At 60.9% G+C, this 15,080-nt stretch carries 14 protein-coding genes; 12 read left to right on the top strand and 2 right to left on the bottom strand.

What is annotated here, in order from left to right:
• The first annotated feature begins 192 nt into the window (after positions 1 to 192).
• A complete protein-coding gene (locus RB623_RS02975) occupies positions 193 to 2,286 on the top strand; it encodes a calcium-binding protein (protein ID WP_308055264.1) in 2,094 nt (697 codons plus the stop codon).
• 120 nt (positions 2,287 to 2,406) lie between these two features.
• On the opposite strand, the gene RB623_RS02970 is transcribed toward RB623_RS02975, so the two are convergent.
• On the bottom strand, positions 2,407 to 3,567 hold the full coding sequence (locus RB623_RS02970; RefSeq protein WP_308055263.1) for a hypothetical protein: 1,161 nt from the start codon (positions 3,565 to 3,567) through the stop codon (positions 2,407 to 2,409).
• A gap of 786 nt (positions 3,568 to 4,353) precedes the next feature.
• Between RB623_RS02970 and RB623_RS02965 the strand changes: the two genes are divergently transcribed.
• Positions 4,354 to 6,216 carry a hypothetical protein gene (locus RB623_RS02965; RefSeq protein WP_308055262.1) on the top strand — a complete coding sequence of 621 codons (1,863 nt, stop codon included), beginning with the start codon at positions 4,354 to 4,356 and terminating at the stop codon, positions 6,214 to 6,216.
• Positions 6,217 to 6,421: 205 nt separating this feature from the next.
• On the opposite strand, the gene RB623_RS02960 is transcribed toward RB623_RS02965, so the two are convergent.
• Positions 6,422 to 6,559, bottom strand: coding sequence for an EncA/B family entericidin (locus tag RB623_RS02960; RefSeq protein ID WP_308055261.1), 138 nt, complete (start codon positions 6,557 to 6,559; stop codon positions 6,422 to 6,424).
• A 57-nt stretch (positions 6,560 to 6,616) separates the two neighbouring features.
• On the opposite strand from RB623_RS02960, the gene RB623_RS02955 reads away from it, so the two are divergent.
• The 10 genes from RB623_RS02955 (at position 6,617) to RB623_RS02910 (ending at position 15,055) form a co-directional block, all read left to right on the top strand.
• A complete protein-coding gene (locus RB623_RS02955) occupies positions 6,617 to 7,246 on the top strand; it encodes a DUF1638 domain-containing protein (RefSeq protein WP_308055260.1) in 630 nt (209 codons plus the stop codon).
• A 106-nt stretch (positions 7,247 to 7,352) separates the two neighbouring features.
• The gene (locus RB623_RS02950) at positions 7,353 to 8,588 is read left to right on the top strand and encodes a tetratricopeptide repeat protein (protein ID WP_308055258.1); all 1,236 of its coding nucleotides are present in this window, start codon (positions 7,353 to 7,355) and stop codon (positions 8,586 to 8,588) included.
• 55 nt (positions 8,589 to 8,643) lie between these two features.
• Positions 8,644 to 9,222 (top strand): DUF4893 domain-containing protein, encoded by a 579-nt coding sequence (locus RB623_RS02945; protein WP_374121633.1) that lies wholly within the window; start codon positions 8,644 to 8,646, stop codon positions 9,220 to 9,222.
• Between the two features lie 234 nt (positions 9,223 to 9,456).
• Positions 9,457 to 10,116: an exopolysaccharide biosynthesis protein gene (locus tag RB623_RS02940; protein WP_308055256.1), complete on the top strand. Its 660-nt coding sequence runs from the start codon at positions 9,457 to 9,459 to the stop codon at positions 10,114 to 10,116.
• A complete protein-coding gene (locus RB623_RS02935; RefSeq protein WP_308055255.1) occupies positions 10,104 to 10,886 on the top strand; it encodes a formyltransferase family protein in 783 nt (260 codons plus the stop codon). The genes RB623_RS02940 and RB623_RS02935 overlap by 13 nt, the downstream gene beginning before the upstream one ends.
• 43 nt (positions 10,887 to 10,929) lie before the next feature.
• Positions 10,930 to 11,853, top strand: a complete 924-nt coding sequence (locus RB623_RS02930) for a fatty acid desaturase family protein (protein ID WP_308055254.1) — start codon at positions 10,930 to 10,932, stop codon at positions 11,851 to 11,853.
• A 116-nt stretch (positions 11,854 to 11,969) separates the two neighbouring features.
• Positions 11,970 to 12,272 (top strand): virulence factor, encoded by a 303-nt coding sequence (locus RB623_RS02925; protein ID WP_308055253.1) that lies wholly within the window; start codon positions 11,970 to 11,972, stop codon positions 12,270 to 12,272.
• Positions 12,265 to 12,915, top strand: coding sequence for a methylenetetrahydrofolate reductase C-terminal domain-containing protein (locus RB623_RS02920; protein WP_308055252.1), 651 nt, complete (start codon positions 12,265 to 12,267; stop codon positions 12,913 to 12,915). Before RB623_RS02925 ends, RB623_RS02920 begins: the two co-directional genes overlap by 8 nt.
• Positions 12,912 to 14,012, top strand: a complete 1,101-nt coding sequence (locus RB623_RS02915) for a methylenetetrahydrofolate reductase (RefSeq protein ID WP_308055251.1) — start codon at positions 12,912 to 12,914, stop codon at positions 14,010 to 14,012. Before RB623_RS02920 ends, RB623_RS02915 begins: the two co-directional genes overlap by 4 nt.
• A 68-nt stretch (positions 14,013 to 14,080) precedes the next feature.
• Positions 14,081 to 15,055 (top strand): methyltetrahydrofolate cobalamin methyltransferase, encoded by a 975-nt coding sequence (locus RB623_RS02910; RefSeq protein ID WP_308055250.1) that lies wholly within the window; start codon positions 14,081 to 14,083, stop codon positions 15,053 to 15,055.
• Positions 15,056 to 15,080 lie beyond the last annotated feature (25 nt).

Raw genomic sequence — 15,080 nt, 5'->3', positions numbered from 1 at the left:
ATGGCCATTTGCAAGATAACGCCGCTGTAGACGCGAGCTTCCCGCGACCGGTTGAAGCGCCCCCACTGCGCGAGACGACCGGACCTGACCAGATCGACAACACTGCAACGAGCCCGCGTGGTTACGCCGCGCGGAAAGCACCGGCCTGGCATCGGACCGGCCAACCGAAGCGAGCAAAGACAGGATTTCTCCATGGCAACGCTTTTTGTGTCCAAGACGACCGATTTTCGCGGCGGCGCCGCCGAAATCGACATCGACCAGATCATCTTCCAGAATATCGCCAACGCCTTTGCCATTTTCGACGAGGAGCAGTTTGGCCCGGGGTTGATCGAGAACACTGTCGCGATCACCGGTGGTAATGCCACCGATGTCATCGACGTAGCCTTCAGCGGCGCGGGCAGTTTCACGGCATCCGGCTGGAAATTCACGAACTGGGTGGGCGACGACCAACTGCGCATTTTCGGCGATACGAACGATCAGACGATTACCGGCTCGACGCAAGGCGACTTTCTGCGCGGCGGCGGCGGCGTCGACAAGATCAACGGCGGATCCGGCGCCGATACGATCCAGATCACCGACGATTTCCTAATCGCGGCAGGCACGACGATCCAGGGCGGAGGTCAGGCGGCCGGCACTTTCGACCGGATATTCATCGACACCGGAAACCCCGCCGTGGTCGACATCAGGCCGGCCCAGATTTCCGGCGTCGAGGAACTGGCGTTCGACGATGCCTCTACCGCCATCGTCAGCGGCGAGCAGATCGGCGCCGGTCTCATCGTGCGGGTGGTGGCCAACGCGGGCGACAGCGTGACGCTCAGCGTGCTCGACGACAAGGCCGACCTGTCGGGCGTCAAGTTCCTCGGCTTCGACGGGGACGACTCGATTGACATCGAGGGAACAAGCACCAAGTCGAACGTCCTGCGCGGCTCCCTGATCGCCGACAAGATCGCCGGGATCGATGCCTCCGAGGATACGATCACTGGCGGCGGCGGCGGCGACACCCTCATCGGCTTCGCCGGCAGCGACAACTTCCAGTATTTCTCCGGTGCCGAAGCCGTGAGTGGCGAGGTGGTCATCGGCGGCCTCGGCAACGACAGGCTGTCGCTGATCAATGCCGGCGCGATCGACTTTACCCTTGTGGCGTTGAGCGAGCTCGAAGCCCTCGACTTCCTTACCGGCAGTTCGGCGGCCACCTTCGACGGCAAGCAGATCGGGGGCGGCGCCATCAAGACCGTCTCGGGCTCGCTCGCCATCGATAAGCTCGTCGTCACCGCCGTCGGCCAAATCGCCGATCTCTCCGGTGTGAATTTCAACACCTGGACCAACGGCACCGATTCCATAGCCGTCAACGGCTCCAAGGCCGCCGACACATTGACCGGTTCCAGCCAGAACGACACGCTCGACGGAAAGGGGGGCGCCGACACCATGGCGGGCGGCCTCGGCAGCGATGTCTACCGCGTCGACAACACCGGCGACGCGGTGAACGAGGAGGCTGGCGGGGGTGCGATAGACCGGGTGATCACGGTCGTGGACTACATCCTGACCGCCAACTCCGAGATCGAACTCTTCACCACCAACAGTTCCTCGGGAACCTCGGCGATCGACCTCACCGGCAACACGTTGGCGCAGGAGATTGTCGGCAATGCCGGCGACAATATTTTGCACGACGGCGGCAAGGGTGCGGCCGACACGCTGAGAGGTCTTGGCGGCAACGACACCTATCGCGTGTTCAATGCCGGCGACGTCATCGTCGAGTCGTCGGCACAAGGAACGGCGGACCGGGTGACGGCCGCGGTCGACTACGTGCTCGGCACAGGCGTCTTCATCGAATTGTTCACCACCAACGGTTCCGGCGGGACATCCGACATCGATCTCACCGGCAACGAGATCGCCCAGCAGATTCTCGGCAATGCCGGCGACAACCGGCTGGAGGGCAAGGGAGGCGCCGACACGCTGCGCGGCTTTGGCGGCAAGGATAGTTTCGCCTTCGCCACCGCGCTCGGGGCCGGCAATATCGACACGATCGTCGATTTCAACGTTGCCGACGACCGCTTCCTGCTGTCGGCCGCGATTTTCACCGAACTGGACGCCGGCCCGCTTTCAGGCGAGACGTTCCGGGCAAACGCCACTGGCCTCGCCCAGGATGCCAGCGACCGTATCATCTACGAGACCGACACCGGAAACGTCTTCTACGACGAGGACGGCACCGGCGCGCTCGCCGGCATCCACTTCGCCACCATCACGGCCAATCTCGCGCTCACCGGCGCGGATTTTCTGGTCGAATAGGGCCGAGCGTGGCTCGCCAGTTCAAACGGAGGGAGCAACATCAGGCCCCTGCCGATTGGTGCGCTCAGCTTAAGTTTCGAGTCGGACTCTGACAGGGAAGCTGTCGCGATAGGTTCCCTGTTATTCGTCGGACGTCACAGTTGTAGGCATCCCAGCCTTTCTCAAAAAGGCTGCATTCGTGGGTTCGAGCTTGGCGGCGTGCATGAACTCCAACTTTGCTAAGTCCCTGTCACCATTTTTCTCGAGGGCGAGGCCAAGATTGTAGCGGGTCCTGGCATGGTCGGGCACTAGTCTGAGGGTTTCGCGACGCAAATCGATCGCCTCTCCTAGGTAGCCCAGTGTGCTCAGGCAGGTCGCAAGACTACTGCGGAACGGCACGTGGTCTGGGTTTAGGATTTTTGCAATGGAAAGGTGCGGAAGCGCTTCAATTGGCTGACCCTGCCTCCACAACGCATGGCCCACCATATGTTGGCACAATTCAGACGCGCGATAGATCGAGAGCGCTTGCTTACCTAGCGAGACGGAAGCGGCCCATTTGGATTGCCTAAATGCTTGATAAGTCCGCAGATAGAGGGACGGAAAATCCGGATACTCCAAAACCCTGCCATCGGCGGGTGTTCGGCAAATCGGTTTGTTGGTGAGGAAGGAGTTCAGGTGTTTCGACAAAAGACCCACATCACGCAAATACTCTGGCGTGTTGTGCTCGACATGGCGAAATGTCGTGATCTTCATGTTTGGGGAACGCTGAATGATGTTCGCGCAATAGATATCGACCGCGTCCATCTCGCCGTAGAAACCATAGATCGGGGCGGCCGACTGGGCGATATGGCCGGAGAGATCGGGGTAGATGACGCGATTGCCGGGGACCATGAGGTTTTCACTACGACTATGCGGTATTCTCAGGATAATCTCCGCCGAATAGGCAAGCACGCGGGCCTTCAGTAACGACCCGTAGAGGATAGCGGCATACGCGCCCATTGAGCCGCCTGCGGTGTAGATTTCAGTCGCGCCAAGGAAATCGGCCCACCTCCGGATAGTGGCCACTGTCTCCTCTATCGACGAACCCAAGCCGGGCACTCCAGATTGGTACCATTCATTGCGCCCGTTTTGCACGAACATGCGATGGCAATCGAGTTTGTTGCCATCTTTCCAGAAGTTGAATTGTCCCGGCTTGGTGCCGGTCGCTGAGAAAAACACTATCAGCTTCGACGAAGCAGGATGTGCCACGATCTCGAAGGTGTCGCTTTTGAACGAAGTCGGTGGCTGGCGCATCATATCCATTTGGCTTCAATCCATAACTCTTGCGCCTTGAAGGTCACCACCACGCAGGGAGGGCAACTGAGGCTAGTGCAAACCCCGGCGTCCGGCAACCGGACCGATAATTCACAAGGACGATAGATATGGAACCAACCTCAGGCCTCGTGCAGGAGCGCCTGCGCACTCGGCTATGACGTCGGAAAAGCGGGTGCCGGGGGCAGGCCCGGCCGACACACGATAGCCACGATCCGCCAGTTCCAGACGGACAAGAAACTCCATGTCAGATGACTGGGCACGATCGAATCGATCACGCTGGCGGCTCTCGACCTGAGGTGAAGCGCGCCTCGGAGCCGGGCGTCTTGGCGGATGAGATCGTGCCTCCCTGGCTGGCGCGGCGCAAGGTCGGCTTTCGCGAGAAGGCGCGCAACAAGACGAGGCGCGACTGGCTGAAGACAGCAACTCGCCGGGTGAGCCCGCTAAGCTGCCAAGATGTTGCGATTTCATGCTGACGGCTATCGCCATCACGAAATACTCGGTGGCTTTGCGCACGGTGCGCACCCCAACCAAGGCCTGATCAGCCGATAGCGCACTTATTTTTGCCCTGCGCGGGCGTGCTTGGCGGTGGGCAATGTCATTTTTGCCGAAACTTTGCGGCAATACAATCGCTCCCTAGCCTCCGGCTGATCAAAACATAACGAAATGCGCCGTCCAGGTTGACACACCCCGCGCTGTAAGTGAAGAGACATGCTTTTGATCAGGCTGATGGCCTAGATCAATGATGTCTATTGACGTTCCTGACTCGACCACGGAATGATGATGCCGAACCTAACGACACCCATCGAAGACTTCTCAATTGGCATCTCAGGCCCAAACGGTGAAAAAGGCGGACAATCGATCACCATCTACGGTGACCCGATCCACGCCACTGTCGAAGATGTCATCAAATCATATGAAGCCATGACCCTTTCGGATTTCTTGGCAAAGGAAGCACGTCACGGAATAGGCAACTATCTGCTGCTGATACGCAATGGAACAAAAACCCGTATCATTACCTCCAACGGCTACTGCGGCGGATATATCTTCCAGAGCGACGCCGGGTTGAACATCGGCACGACGTTGGCTTCCGTCTTGCCGGAGTATCCGGCCTTTGACTCGTTCGGCCTTTGCTTTCTGCTGACGGCCCATCCGAAATCGGCATGGAGCAGCATGCCGCTCACGACTCCGTTCGCAGATACCCATCGCCTGCCTCCGTGCTCGATCTTCGAGTTCGAGGGCGCCAGCATCACGTCAGGGCGTTCCTATCTGGCGGCGAGCGCCGGACTTGCCCCGGCTGCCGACTTTGCTGCGGCTCTTGCCGAGGTCGCGGAGTCTTTTTCGTCCTATTACAAGCGCACCGGCACGAAGCCCACGGTGATGTTCTCCGGTGGCGTCGACAGTCTGGTTCTGTATCTGGCCCTCGCCGAGCATATGGATCCGAAGGATATTCGTGTCATTACGATGAAAACCGCCGCCGGTCGGTCTACGGCAAATGGACACGAGCGCGCGTTGCCGGTCGCTCGCAATTCCGGGATGACGATAGAGGTTCTGGAAGACCGTTCGTTGACCGACATTTCTATCATGGAGGCTACCGCCGCGCTGATGCGCAAAGACATCATCGGCAGCCGCGCGCCGCACATTTCGCTGCTCCAATACGGCGTGAAAGATCACATCATCCATGGCCAGAACATGGATTCGATCGTCAAGCACAACATGGAGATTCTGCAGCTCAACAAGGACCGCGGCTACTTGAGTGACTCCATGCAGTCGCTTGCGTCCGGTGACAAGGAAGCCCAACAGCACCGCGTCTTCCTGCAGAATCTGCAAGCAACGGATGCGTATCTGACCGACGAGGCATTTCAGGTCAGTACTGTTCGCACCTATGCCAAATGGCGGAAGGGTATTCCAGACCCTGCGCCCGGGCGCGAAGGGATTCTGCGCGGGCTGCTGACCAGCCAGTTTGCGAATGTCTTGCCCTACCCGATCAAACCCGCCAGCCACTGCAGCATGCTGGATGCAGCCGACAGGGAGGCAGGCCTGTTCCGTGACTTCATGGCGCCCGATTCGCTTGGATTGCCGCGCCTTGTTGCCGCTGCGCGGTTTTATACCTATTCAGCGATTGCATCCAAAAGACTCGCCACGTTTTCCATTCCGACCGGCGGAAGTGTGCAACTGGCTGCGATGTCCGGGCCCATCATCAGCTACTACGCAGGCCGACCGAAGGAGCTTCTGGACGCCAGTCAGCCGAAACGCGAAGTCTTCGCCTATGCACAACGACGGACCGGCAAGCCATATCACGAATTGTCGACTCCGAGCTCAGACGATCTGAAGAAGTTCCCTCGACAAAACCGCGACGACTCCAAGGCTGATGGATTCTTGCAGCAGTATAGGCGCCTACTGGATCCGAAAAACTCGCGTACTCTCGACGCTATTCCGGATCCGAAGATCCAAAACAATATCACGAAATATTACAAGGAAAAGGTCTCCACCCTGAACGATGAAAGCTTTTCCGGCCTATTTCGCACGATCCTGGGCTTGGAACTCTTGCTCGAAAACGTGTCGACAAGATCTAGTCGGTCGGGCAAGGAGGCCGCGATAGCCCCTACAAAGCGATGGTGGCAGCCATTTGGCAGATAGCTTCCGACTGATCTGTAAGGCTTCCGCCCACCTTAGTCCTATGTCTTCTTGAAACGGCACGCACCTTGACCAAGGGTCACGCGACGATACGCAGAATGTCGAATGCGCCCCCTTGCGATCTCGCGGACGGCACGTCGCGAACTGAGCGATCGACACAAAAAAGCCCCGCTGCCGAGGCTTTTTTCATCTCATTGCCCGAAAAGGATCACTCGACCGTATCTTCGACCGCCTGTACGGTGCCCTTGATATCCTTTCCGGCGCCGCGCACAGTGTTGGCGCAAGCCGAAACGGCAAGCGCGCAGGCCAGCAGCACGGCTAGCGATGCAATACGGGTCGATGTCATGGTGATTCCCTCTGGTTCCAAGTGCTAGATTTAACAGACGAAGCTCAAACAAGTTCCATGCCGGCGAAGCAAAAGCCCGACTCACCAGACCGCCGCGAACGCGTCCTCGTTATCGCCTGCGGCATGCTGGCGCGCGAGGTGCTGGCGGTCAAGGCGCAGCTTGCGCTTGACCACATCGATCTCACGTGTCTGCCGGCCGAATACCATTTTCGGCCGGACCGCATCGCGCCGGAAATGGACAAGGCGATCGTCAAGGCCAAGGCCGACGGCTACCGCCACATCTTCGCCGGCTACGGCGACTGTGGTACCGGCGGTATTCTCGACCGCGTCCTCGAAAATCACGGCGTCGAGCGCATGGACGGCCCCCACTGCTTCGCGTTTTACCAAGGCGCCGCCGCATTCGAAGCGGGCGGCGAGCGCGACATGCTGGCCTTCTACATGACCGATTTTCTGTGCCGGCATTTCGACAGCTTCTTCATGAAGCCGCTCGGCCTCGACCGCCATCCGGAACTGATCAAGGATTTTTTCGGCAACTACGAAAAGGTCATCTATCTGGCCCAGACCGACGACCCTGCCCTCGACAGGGTCGCCGAGGACGCCGCGAAGCTGCTCGGCCTCGCCTTCGAACGTCGTTTCACCGGTTATGGCGATCTTGTCCCGGTCATGCAATCCAAAGCTTTGTCTTGACATCGGGCGGACATGAATCAGCCGACTGGCGTGCGCCTTTCCTTGTTGCGCGGCGCTCGTCGTTGTAACCCGTCCAGACAAACGAACATGGAGTTAGTTCCCAAGCATGGATCAGCGCATACAGACCAAAAGCGTTCCCGCTCCTTCGCCGATGGAAGGAGCTTCGTTCAAGGTAGTTCCTCATTCTGGCGCCAAGCAACTGGTGGTATTCTTGACCGCCGCGTTGGGGCAAGGAACGCCAACCAACACGTTCAATTACTGGGGCGCAGGCAATACACTTCCGGTCCATCGGATCTTCGTCACGAACGGTCCCCGAAACGAATGGTATCAGGACGGCATACCGGGTCTCGGAAGTAGCGTTCCGGATACGTTGTCCACATTGACCCAGTGGGGGCGGCATTTTGGAGTGGAGGAGACGCTGTTCGTAGGCACAAGCATGGGCGCCTACGGGGCCATCTTGTTCGGTGCCCAAATGAACGCCCGCGTGCTGGCATTCGGACCCGAGACAACGATAATGCTGCCCTCGAGCCGCAGCGAGAAGATGATCCATCGGGATACGACGGTGCGCTATCCCAGCCTGCATGCCATGATCAAGAACTCGTCCAGACCGGTTACGGTCTTCTGCTCCGAACGGGATCCGATCGACCTCTACTGCATGAGTTTGGCCAAGGATTTGCCCAACTATGTCGCACGCCCGATGCGGTGGGCATCGCACGGCGTTGCCGGTCATCTTCACAACAGGAAGCGCCTGGTCCCGCTGTTGAATAATTTCATCGAAGGCACACCGCTCGGACCGATGCCCGAGGATGGCAACATATTGGATCGGCGCGGCTTCGCCGAAGCGTTCTATAAATTGCATGTCGCACATACGAAAGGCGAATGGAAAGCCGCAGCAAAGATTGCCAGTGGGCTTTCAGAGGGGAACTCGCAGTCCGACCATGTATACGTCCTGCTGGGGCAATCGCTTATCAAACTGGATCGTTATGAGGAGGCGCTGCAGGCTTTTTCAACAGCGAACGCGATCTTACCCGATACACGGGAAATATTGTTCTTCATCGGCTCGACATATCGCCTTTTGCGGGATTACGATCAAGCATTACGGTTTCACAAAAGAACTATTAAACTATTCCCTAAAGAGCCGAAAGTATATTATGAATTAAGCCTTATATACTCAAAACTCGGCCTGTACAAGCGGGCGTACAGCAATGCGTTGGCGGCGTCCCGTCTCGTTCCGAGCAACAAGGTCTATGCAAAGGCCGTGCGGGACTGCAAGGCGCGCGTCGACGCCGTGCCGACTGATTTCTCGAAGGAAGCCATTCGATTCCGTTCCGTATATGGCTAGGGTCCTGCTGGGGAATGAGGCCGAAAGAGATTCGGCGGATATCTGGAAAATTATTATGAGAACTATCTTTCTTCCTGCCGCCGCCGCGCTTGCCGTGTTTTGCACCCTGCCCGCTTTTGCCACCGGCGAGATCGTCAATCTTATCACCGCAGCCGACAAGAAGCGCCTCGACAGCTACGGCGCAACGCGCGAGCAAGCGCTGGCCGAAGCCCGCCGCAGCAGTCCCGCCGACATCGCCACGCTCGACGCGCTCCTTGCCAAGCCCATGATTTCCTTTGGCGATTTCGACATGACGGGCAATTGGCAGTGCCGCACCATCAAGGCCGGCGGCCTTGCCGAACTGGTCGTTTACGGCTGGTTCAAATGCCGCGTCACCGACAACGGCTCCGGCTGGCAACTGGAGAAGCTCACAGGCTCGCAGCGCACCTCAGGCCGCTTCTTCGACGACGGCGCTAAGCGATTGATTTATCTTGGCTCTGGTTTCGTCGCCGGTGAGCGGATCAAACCCTATGGCGCTGGCCCCGAGAGCGATCAGGTGGGCTATGTCTTCCGCACCGGACCTTCGGAATGGCGCATCGAATTTCCCGCGCCCCACTACGAATCCAAGCTGGATATCCTTGAATTCAAACGCTAAAGGTCGCTTTCCGGTCGCCGGCCTTCGAAAAACCGGCGCCCCGGCGCCAGCAAGACGCCGACTCACGGCCCAGCCGTAAAACACTTCAGGCTCGATGCGGCGGCAGCCTATTGCACCGTTGCTGCTTCGGCCTCACATTCTGCGCTTGAAAATCGTATTGTCATCAAGATTTAACTCCTGCATGGACATTCTATCTTGCTTGCATAGGGGCTTGCGGGCGTTGGCAAGGGCGGCATGAGAACGGAAATCGACGGTCCGGAGCCGGAACGTGCCGGCGGAGCGGGCGCACGGCGCAGGCCGCGCCGGTTGTCGCAGCTTTTCGCTAGGCTCTCCGACGAAGCCAAGGATCGCGTCACCATCGCCAGCATTCTCGACGCGCTCGGCGACCGCAGTTTTGCCGCCCTGCTCGTGCTGTTCGCGGCCTTCAACCTCATTCCGCTGCCGCCGCCCTCTTCCGCGATCCTTGGCCTGCCGCTGCTGGTGGTCGCCGCGCAACTGACTTACGGCAGCAAACGAGCCTGGCTGCCTAAGTTCATGGCGGAAAAGTCTATTTCCGCCGAACAGTTCCGCTCGATCATGGACCGCGTGATCCCGCGGCTGGTCCGGCTGGAGGAATTCGTGCGGCCGCGCTACTGGCCGTTCTGGCGCCGGCGCGGCGACCGGATCATCGGCGTGATCTCGCTGGCGCTGGCCGTCATCGTCACCTTGCCGATCCCGCTCGGCAACTGGCTGCCCGCTTTTTCAGTCGCGCTGCTCGGCCTGGCGCTGTCGGAACGGGACGGCATTCTCCTCGCAGTCGGCGGCGGCGTCGCCCTCGCCTCCATCGGCGTGGTCACTCTCGTCTTCGGCGCGGCGACCGCGGCGGTCCAGGCTACCGTCCTGTGGATGTTCTGAGCGACACCCACCGCCGCATCGTGGTGGTCACGGAGGGTGGTTTCCATATCTGGGGCATCGTCAACGCTCTTTCGGCGCGCTTCGGACCGGTGACGGTGATCCTCGAACAGCCTGAATCGAAATGGGCGATCCTGAAACGCCGGGCGCGCCGCCAGGGGTGGCTCTCGGTTGCCGGCCAGATCGGCACAATGGTCGTCATCCGCACCTCGAAGGTGCTTTTGGCGCGCCGGCTGGCTGCCGTTGCGGTCGAGACTGGTTTTGACGCGACGCCGCCGAAACCCGAGCGAACCGTTGAGATACTCTCGGCCAACAGTCCGGAGTTCCTGGACGCGTTGCGCCGGCTGGCGCCGGAAGCGGTTCTGCTCGCCGGCTGCCGCCTGCTGAAATCGGAGACGCTGGCCGGCATATCCTGCCCGGTGCTCAACTACCATGCTGGCATCACCCCGAAATATCGCGGCATGAACGGCGGCTACTGGGCGCTGGCGACCGGCGACGCCGAAAACTTCGGCACGACGGTGCATCTGGCCGACGCCGGCGTCGACACCGGAGCCATCCTGTATCAAGAGCGTGGAAAGCCTTCGAAAAGCGACACAATCGCCACCTATGCGCTGACCCAGGCCGCCTTTTCGCGCGAAATCATCGTTCGCGCACTGCAGGACGCGCTGACCGGAAAACTTGTCCCGGTCGATACCGGCCTCCCGTCCCGGCAATGGTATCATCCGACGCTCTGGCGCTATCTGTGGACCGGATTGATCAGAAACGTGTGGTGATCGAAGGTTACAGTCCGCCGGCTTTGCCGCTAGACTCCCACGCATGGCCGCGATCGACCACCGCGCAATCGTCGCGCAACTGTCACCGGAGGAGCGCCGGATCATCACGGCGAAATCCGACCGGCCGGGTCTCCTGCGCCTCGCCGTCCATGCCGGCCTCGCCATCGTCTGCGCCATTCTGATCGCGCTGAAAGTTCCGTTCTGGCCGTTGCTGATCGTGCCGCAAGGCGTTCTGATCGTCTTCCTGTTCACGCTTCTGCACGAGTCGATCCACGACACCGCCTTCGAGACGCCCTGGCTCAACCGCGCCGCCGCATTTCTCGCGGGTTTTCTGATTCTGCTGCCGCCAAACTGGTTCCGTTATTTCCATTTCGCCCATCACCGCTACACGCACGATCCGGACAACGACCCCGAACTCGCGAGCCCCAAGCCGGAGACGGTCGGGCAATATCTGCTCTATCTTTCGGGCATTCCTTACTGGACCGGCATGGCTCGGGCTATCTTGGCAAACGCCGCCGGAAACAACCGCGACAGCTTCGTTCCGGAGAAGGGGCGGCCAAGAATCCGGCGGGAAGCCTGCATCTTTCTAAGCCTCTACGCCGTGCTTCTGGTGGGCTCGCTGCTGGCCGGTTCGGCAGTCTTCTTGTGGATCTGGATCGTGCCAGTGCTCGCCGGCCAACCTTTCCTGCGCGCGTATCTGTTGGCCGAGCACACACGCTGCCCGCATGTCGCCAACATGCTGGAAAACACCCGTACGACCTTCACCACGCGGCTCGTCCGGTTCTTCGCATGGAACATGCCCTATCATGCCGAGCACCATTCCTATCCGACCGTGCCATTCCACCAGTTGCCGCGCTTTCACGCGATCGTGGCCGAACATCTGCGCAGCACCGAAAAAGGCTATGTTCGTTTTCACCGCAAACTCGCGGCTGGCCTGGAGCGGCGGCTGTTCCAGCAAGGCCTGTAAAACCTCCATCCGCGACATCATTCCGCGTCGCTTTTGAAGGCCCGCGCGTCGTCTGGCGAGAAGCGGCACTCCGGTGCTTCCGGCAATGCTTCAACAACAGCAAACAGCGAGTTCTCATGGCCGACCTCATCGTCGTCTTCTGGCGCGACATTCCCGCCCAAATCATCGTCAAGCGCGGCCGCGCCACCGCCAAGCGCGAGTTGCCGCTGCGCTTCACCGAAGCCATCGACATGGCGGCGATGCGTTCGGGCGCCGCCGAGACCGACGCCTATCTGGCGGAATGGCGCAAGGCCGACCCGGTGCCGGTCGGCGACGACCTCGAGGCGGAGGCGGAAAAGGCAGCGGCCGAACTCGATGCGAAATACGACCGGGAGCGGCTGGTCGCTCTCGCGAAATCCGGCGGCAAGGAAGATGTCTGATACCCAGCCGAACTCCACAACGGCCAAAGGGCCGGCAAATGGCACGCCCGTGGTACCGCCGTCGGCGGCCGGCGGCCTCACCCAGGCGACGATCGTCAAGAAGACGGCGCCCAAGAGCGACTACAAACCGGCCGACGTGTCGCCGCAACGGCGGGTACAGCGCTCCTATTCGGTGCGGCTGTGGTCGATCCGCCATTCGCGCCTGCTCGAATGGTTTTACAGCCGCTTCGCCGACGTCTTCCTGCTTCTGCATCCGCTATGGAGGGGCATCGGCTACGGCCGCGTCGAGGCGCCCGTGAAATTCGTCGAGAAGCGGGTGAAGGGTCTCATGTTCGACTGCCGCATGTGTGGCCAGTGCATCCTGTCCTCCACCGGCATGTCCTGCCCCATGAACTGTCCGAAGCAACTGCGCAACGGCCCTTGCGGCGGCGTGCGCGCCAACGGCAATTGCGAGGTCGAACCCGACATGCCCTGCGTCTGGGTGAAGGCCTGGGAAGGCTCGCGCAACATGGTCAAGGGCGACGCCATCCTGACCGTGCAGAAGCCGGTCGACCAGTCGCTGCGCGAGACGTCCGCCTGGCTGCGCGTCACCGCGCAGGCCGCCGCGGCCAGGGCAGCCGCAAAGACTGGAGCGTCGGCATGAGCGCCGCCCGCCCACCCCAGCGCGACGAGAACCCGGACGGCATACATCTGCCGCTGGAACCCCTGCCCGGCCACTCCTCGCGCGGCCGGCTGGAACGCGTGCTGCGCCGCGGCGAGTTCGCGGTGACCACCGAGCTCAACCCGCCCGACAGCGCCGATCCGGAAGACGTCTACAACCGCGCAAAGGTGTTCGACGGCTGGGTGGACGCCATCAACGCAGTGGACGCCTCCGGCGCCAACTGCCACATGTCCTCGGTCGGCATCTGCGCGCTGCTCACCCGCATGGGTTACGCCCCGGTGATGCAGATCGCCTGCCGCGACAAGAACCGCATTGCCATCCAGGGCGACGTGCTGGGCGGCGCGGCGATGGGGGTCGCCAACGTGCTCTGCCTCACCGGCGACGGCGTGCAAGCCGGCGACCAGCCCGGTGCAAAACCGGTGTTCGATCTCGATTCCATGTCGCTGCTCGAAACCATCCGCATCATGCGCGACAACGGAAAGTTCCTGTCGGGCCGCAAGCTGACCACCCCACCGCAACTGTTCCTGGGCGCGGCGGTCAACCCTTTTGCGCCGCCTTACGATTTCCGCCCCATCCATCTCGGCAAGAAGATCGCCGCCGGAGCGCAATTCGTGCAGAGCCAGTATTGCTTCGACGTGCCGATGTTCAAGACCTTCATGCAGAAAGCGCGCGACCTCGGCTTCACTGAAAAGGTTTTTGTCCTCGTCGGCGTCGGGCCGTTGGCATCGGCCAAGACTGCGAAATGGATCCGGTCCAACGTGCCCGGCATCCATATCCCCGACGCCATCATCAAGCGGCTGGAGGGCGCCCAGGACCAGAAGGCGGAGGGCAAGAAACTCTGCATCGACATCATCAACGAGGTTAAGGAAATCCCCGGCGTTTCCGGCGTCCACGTGATGGCTTATCGCCAGGAGGAATATGTCGCCGAGATCGTCGACGAATCGGGTGTGCTGAAGGGCCGCCAGCCGTGGAAACGCGAGGCGCGGCGCGACGACCAGATGGTCGCCGAACGGCTCGACCACATCCTGCACGACAACATTACCGAGACCCAGGTCGACATGGTGAAAACCGCGCATTGAGCGCGTGCGCCTGTTGAACAAAATCAGATAACGATATAAAGAAGTCTTTATATCACGAGGAGAGCGTCATGACCCGCACCATCGTCGCCTCGGCGACCCGCGAAATCGTCATCGGTTTCGACCAGCCCTTCTGCGTGATCGGCGAGCGCATCAACCCGACCGGCCGCAAGAAGCTGGCCGCCGAGATGCAGGCCGGCAATTTCGAGACCGTCATCAAGGACGCGCTGGAGCAGGCCGCCGCGGGCGCCACCATGCTTGACGTCAATGCCGGCGTCACGGCGGTCGACCCCAACGCGACCGAGCCCGGCCTGCTGGTGCAGACGCTGGAGATCGTGCAGGGCCTGGTCGACCTGCCGCTATCGATCGACTCTTCCGTGACCGCCGCAATCGAGGCCGGCCTCAAGGTCGCGAAAGGCCGGCCGCTGGTGAATTCGGTCACCGGCGAGGAGGAGAAGCTGGAAGCCATCCTGCCGCTGGTGAAGAAATACAACGTTCCGGTGGTCGCTATCTCCAACGACGAGACCGGCATTTCGATGGATCCGGACGTGCGTTTCGCGGTCGCCAAGAAGATCGTGGAGCGCGCCATGGACCACGGCATCCCGGCGCATGATGTGGTGGTCGACCCGCTGGTCATGCCGATCGGCGCGCTAGGCGACGCCGGCCGTCAGGTTTTCGCGCTGCTGCGCCGCTTGCGCGAAGAACTGAAAGTCAACACCACCTGCGGCCTCTCCAATATCTCCTTCGGCCTGCCGCACCGCCACGGCATCAATGCCGGTTTCATCCCGATGGTCATCGGCGCCGGCATGACCTCGGCGATCATGAATCCGGTCCGCCCGCAGGAAATGGAGGCGGTTCGCGCCGCCAACGTGCTCAACGGCACAGACCGGGACTGCATGACCTGGATCAAGACCTACAAGGACTTCAAGCCGGGCGAGCACGCCCCCCCCCCGCCGGTGGCCGTGGTAGCTCCGGGCGCCGAGGGCGCGGCCAACAATGGCGGCCGCCGTCGCGGCGGACGCGAGGCGCGGCTGGCGCGGGGGTAAGAGGGAAAATTGCGCAACATAGGCT

The sequence above is a fragment of the Mesorhizobium sp. LHD-90 genome, from assembly GCF_030929505.1.
Taxonomy (GTDB): domain Bacteria; phylum Pseudomonadota; class Alphaproteobacteria; order Rhizobiales; family Rhizobiaceae; genus Kumtagia.
This window is presented reverse-complemented; position numbering and strand designations above follow the sequence as displayed.

Excerpts from the sequence above, each read along its gene's own strand:
- RB623_RS02975 (WP_308055264.1), top strand. The coding sequence starts at position 193 with ATGGCAACGCTTTTTGTGTCCAAGACGACCGATTTTCGCGGCGGCGCC.
- RB623_RS02970 (WP_308055263.1), bottom strand. The coding sequence starts at position 3,567 with ATGGATATGATGCGCCAGCCACCGACTTCGTTCAAAAGCGACACCTTC.
- RB623_RS02965 (WP_308055262.1), top strand. The coding sequence starts at position 4,354 with ATGATGATGCCGAACCTAACGACACCCATCGAAGACTTCTCAATTGGC.
- RB623_RS02960 (WP_308055261.1), bottom strand. The coding sequence starts at position 6,559 with ATGACATCGACCCGTATTGCATCGCTAGCCGTGCTGCTGGCCTGCGCG.
- RB623_RS02955 (WP_308055260.1), top strand. The coding sequence starts at position 6,617 with ATGCCGGCGAAGCAAAAGCCCGACTCACCAGACCGCCGCGAACGCGTC.
- RB623_RS02950 (WP_308055258.1), top strand. The coding sequence starts at position 7,353 with ATGGATCAGCGCATACAGACCAAAAGCGTTCCCGCTCCTTCGCCGATG.
- RB623_RS02945 (WP_374121633.1), top strand. The coding sequence starts at position 8,644 with ATGAGAACTATCTTTCTTCCTGCCGCCGCCGCGCTTGCCGTGTTTTGC.
- RB623_RS02940 (WP_308055256.1), top strand. The coding sequence starts at position 9,457 with ATGAGAACGGAAATCGACGGTCCGGAGCCGGAACGTGCCGGCGGAGCG.
- RB623_RS02930 (WP_308055254.1), top strand. The coding sequence starts at position 10,930 with ATGGCCGCGATCGACCACCGCGCAATCGTCGCGCAACTGTCACCGGAG.
- RB623_RS02925 (WP_308055253.1), top strand. The coding sequence starts at position 11,970 with ATGGCCGACCTCATCGTCGTCTTCTGGCGCGACATTCCCGCCCAAATC.
- RB623_RS02920 (WP_308055252.1), top strand. The coding sequence starts at position 12,265 with ATGTCTGATACCCAGCCGAACTCCACAACGGCCAAAGGGCCGGCAAAT.
- RB623_RS02915 (WP_308055251.1), top strand. The coding sequence starts at position 12,912 with ATGAGCGCCGCCCGCCCACCCCAGCGCGACGAGAACCCGGACGGCATA.
- RB623_RS02910 (WP_308055250.1), top strand. The coding sequence starts at position 14,081 with ATGACCCGCACCATCGTCGCCTCGGCGACCCGCGAAATCGTCATCGGT.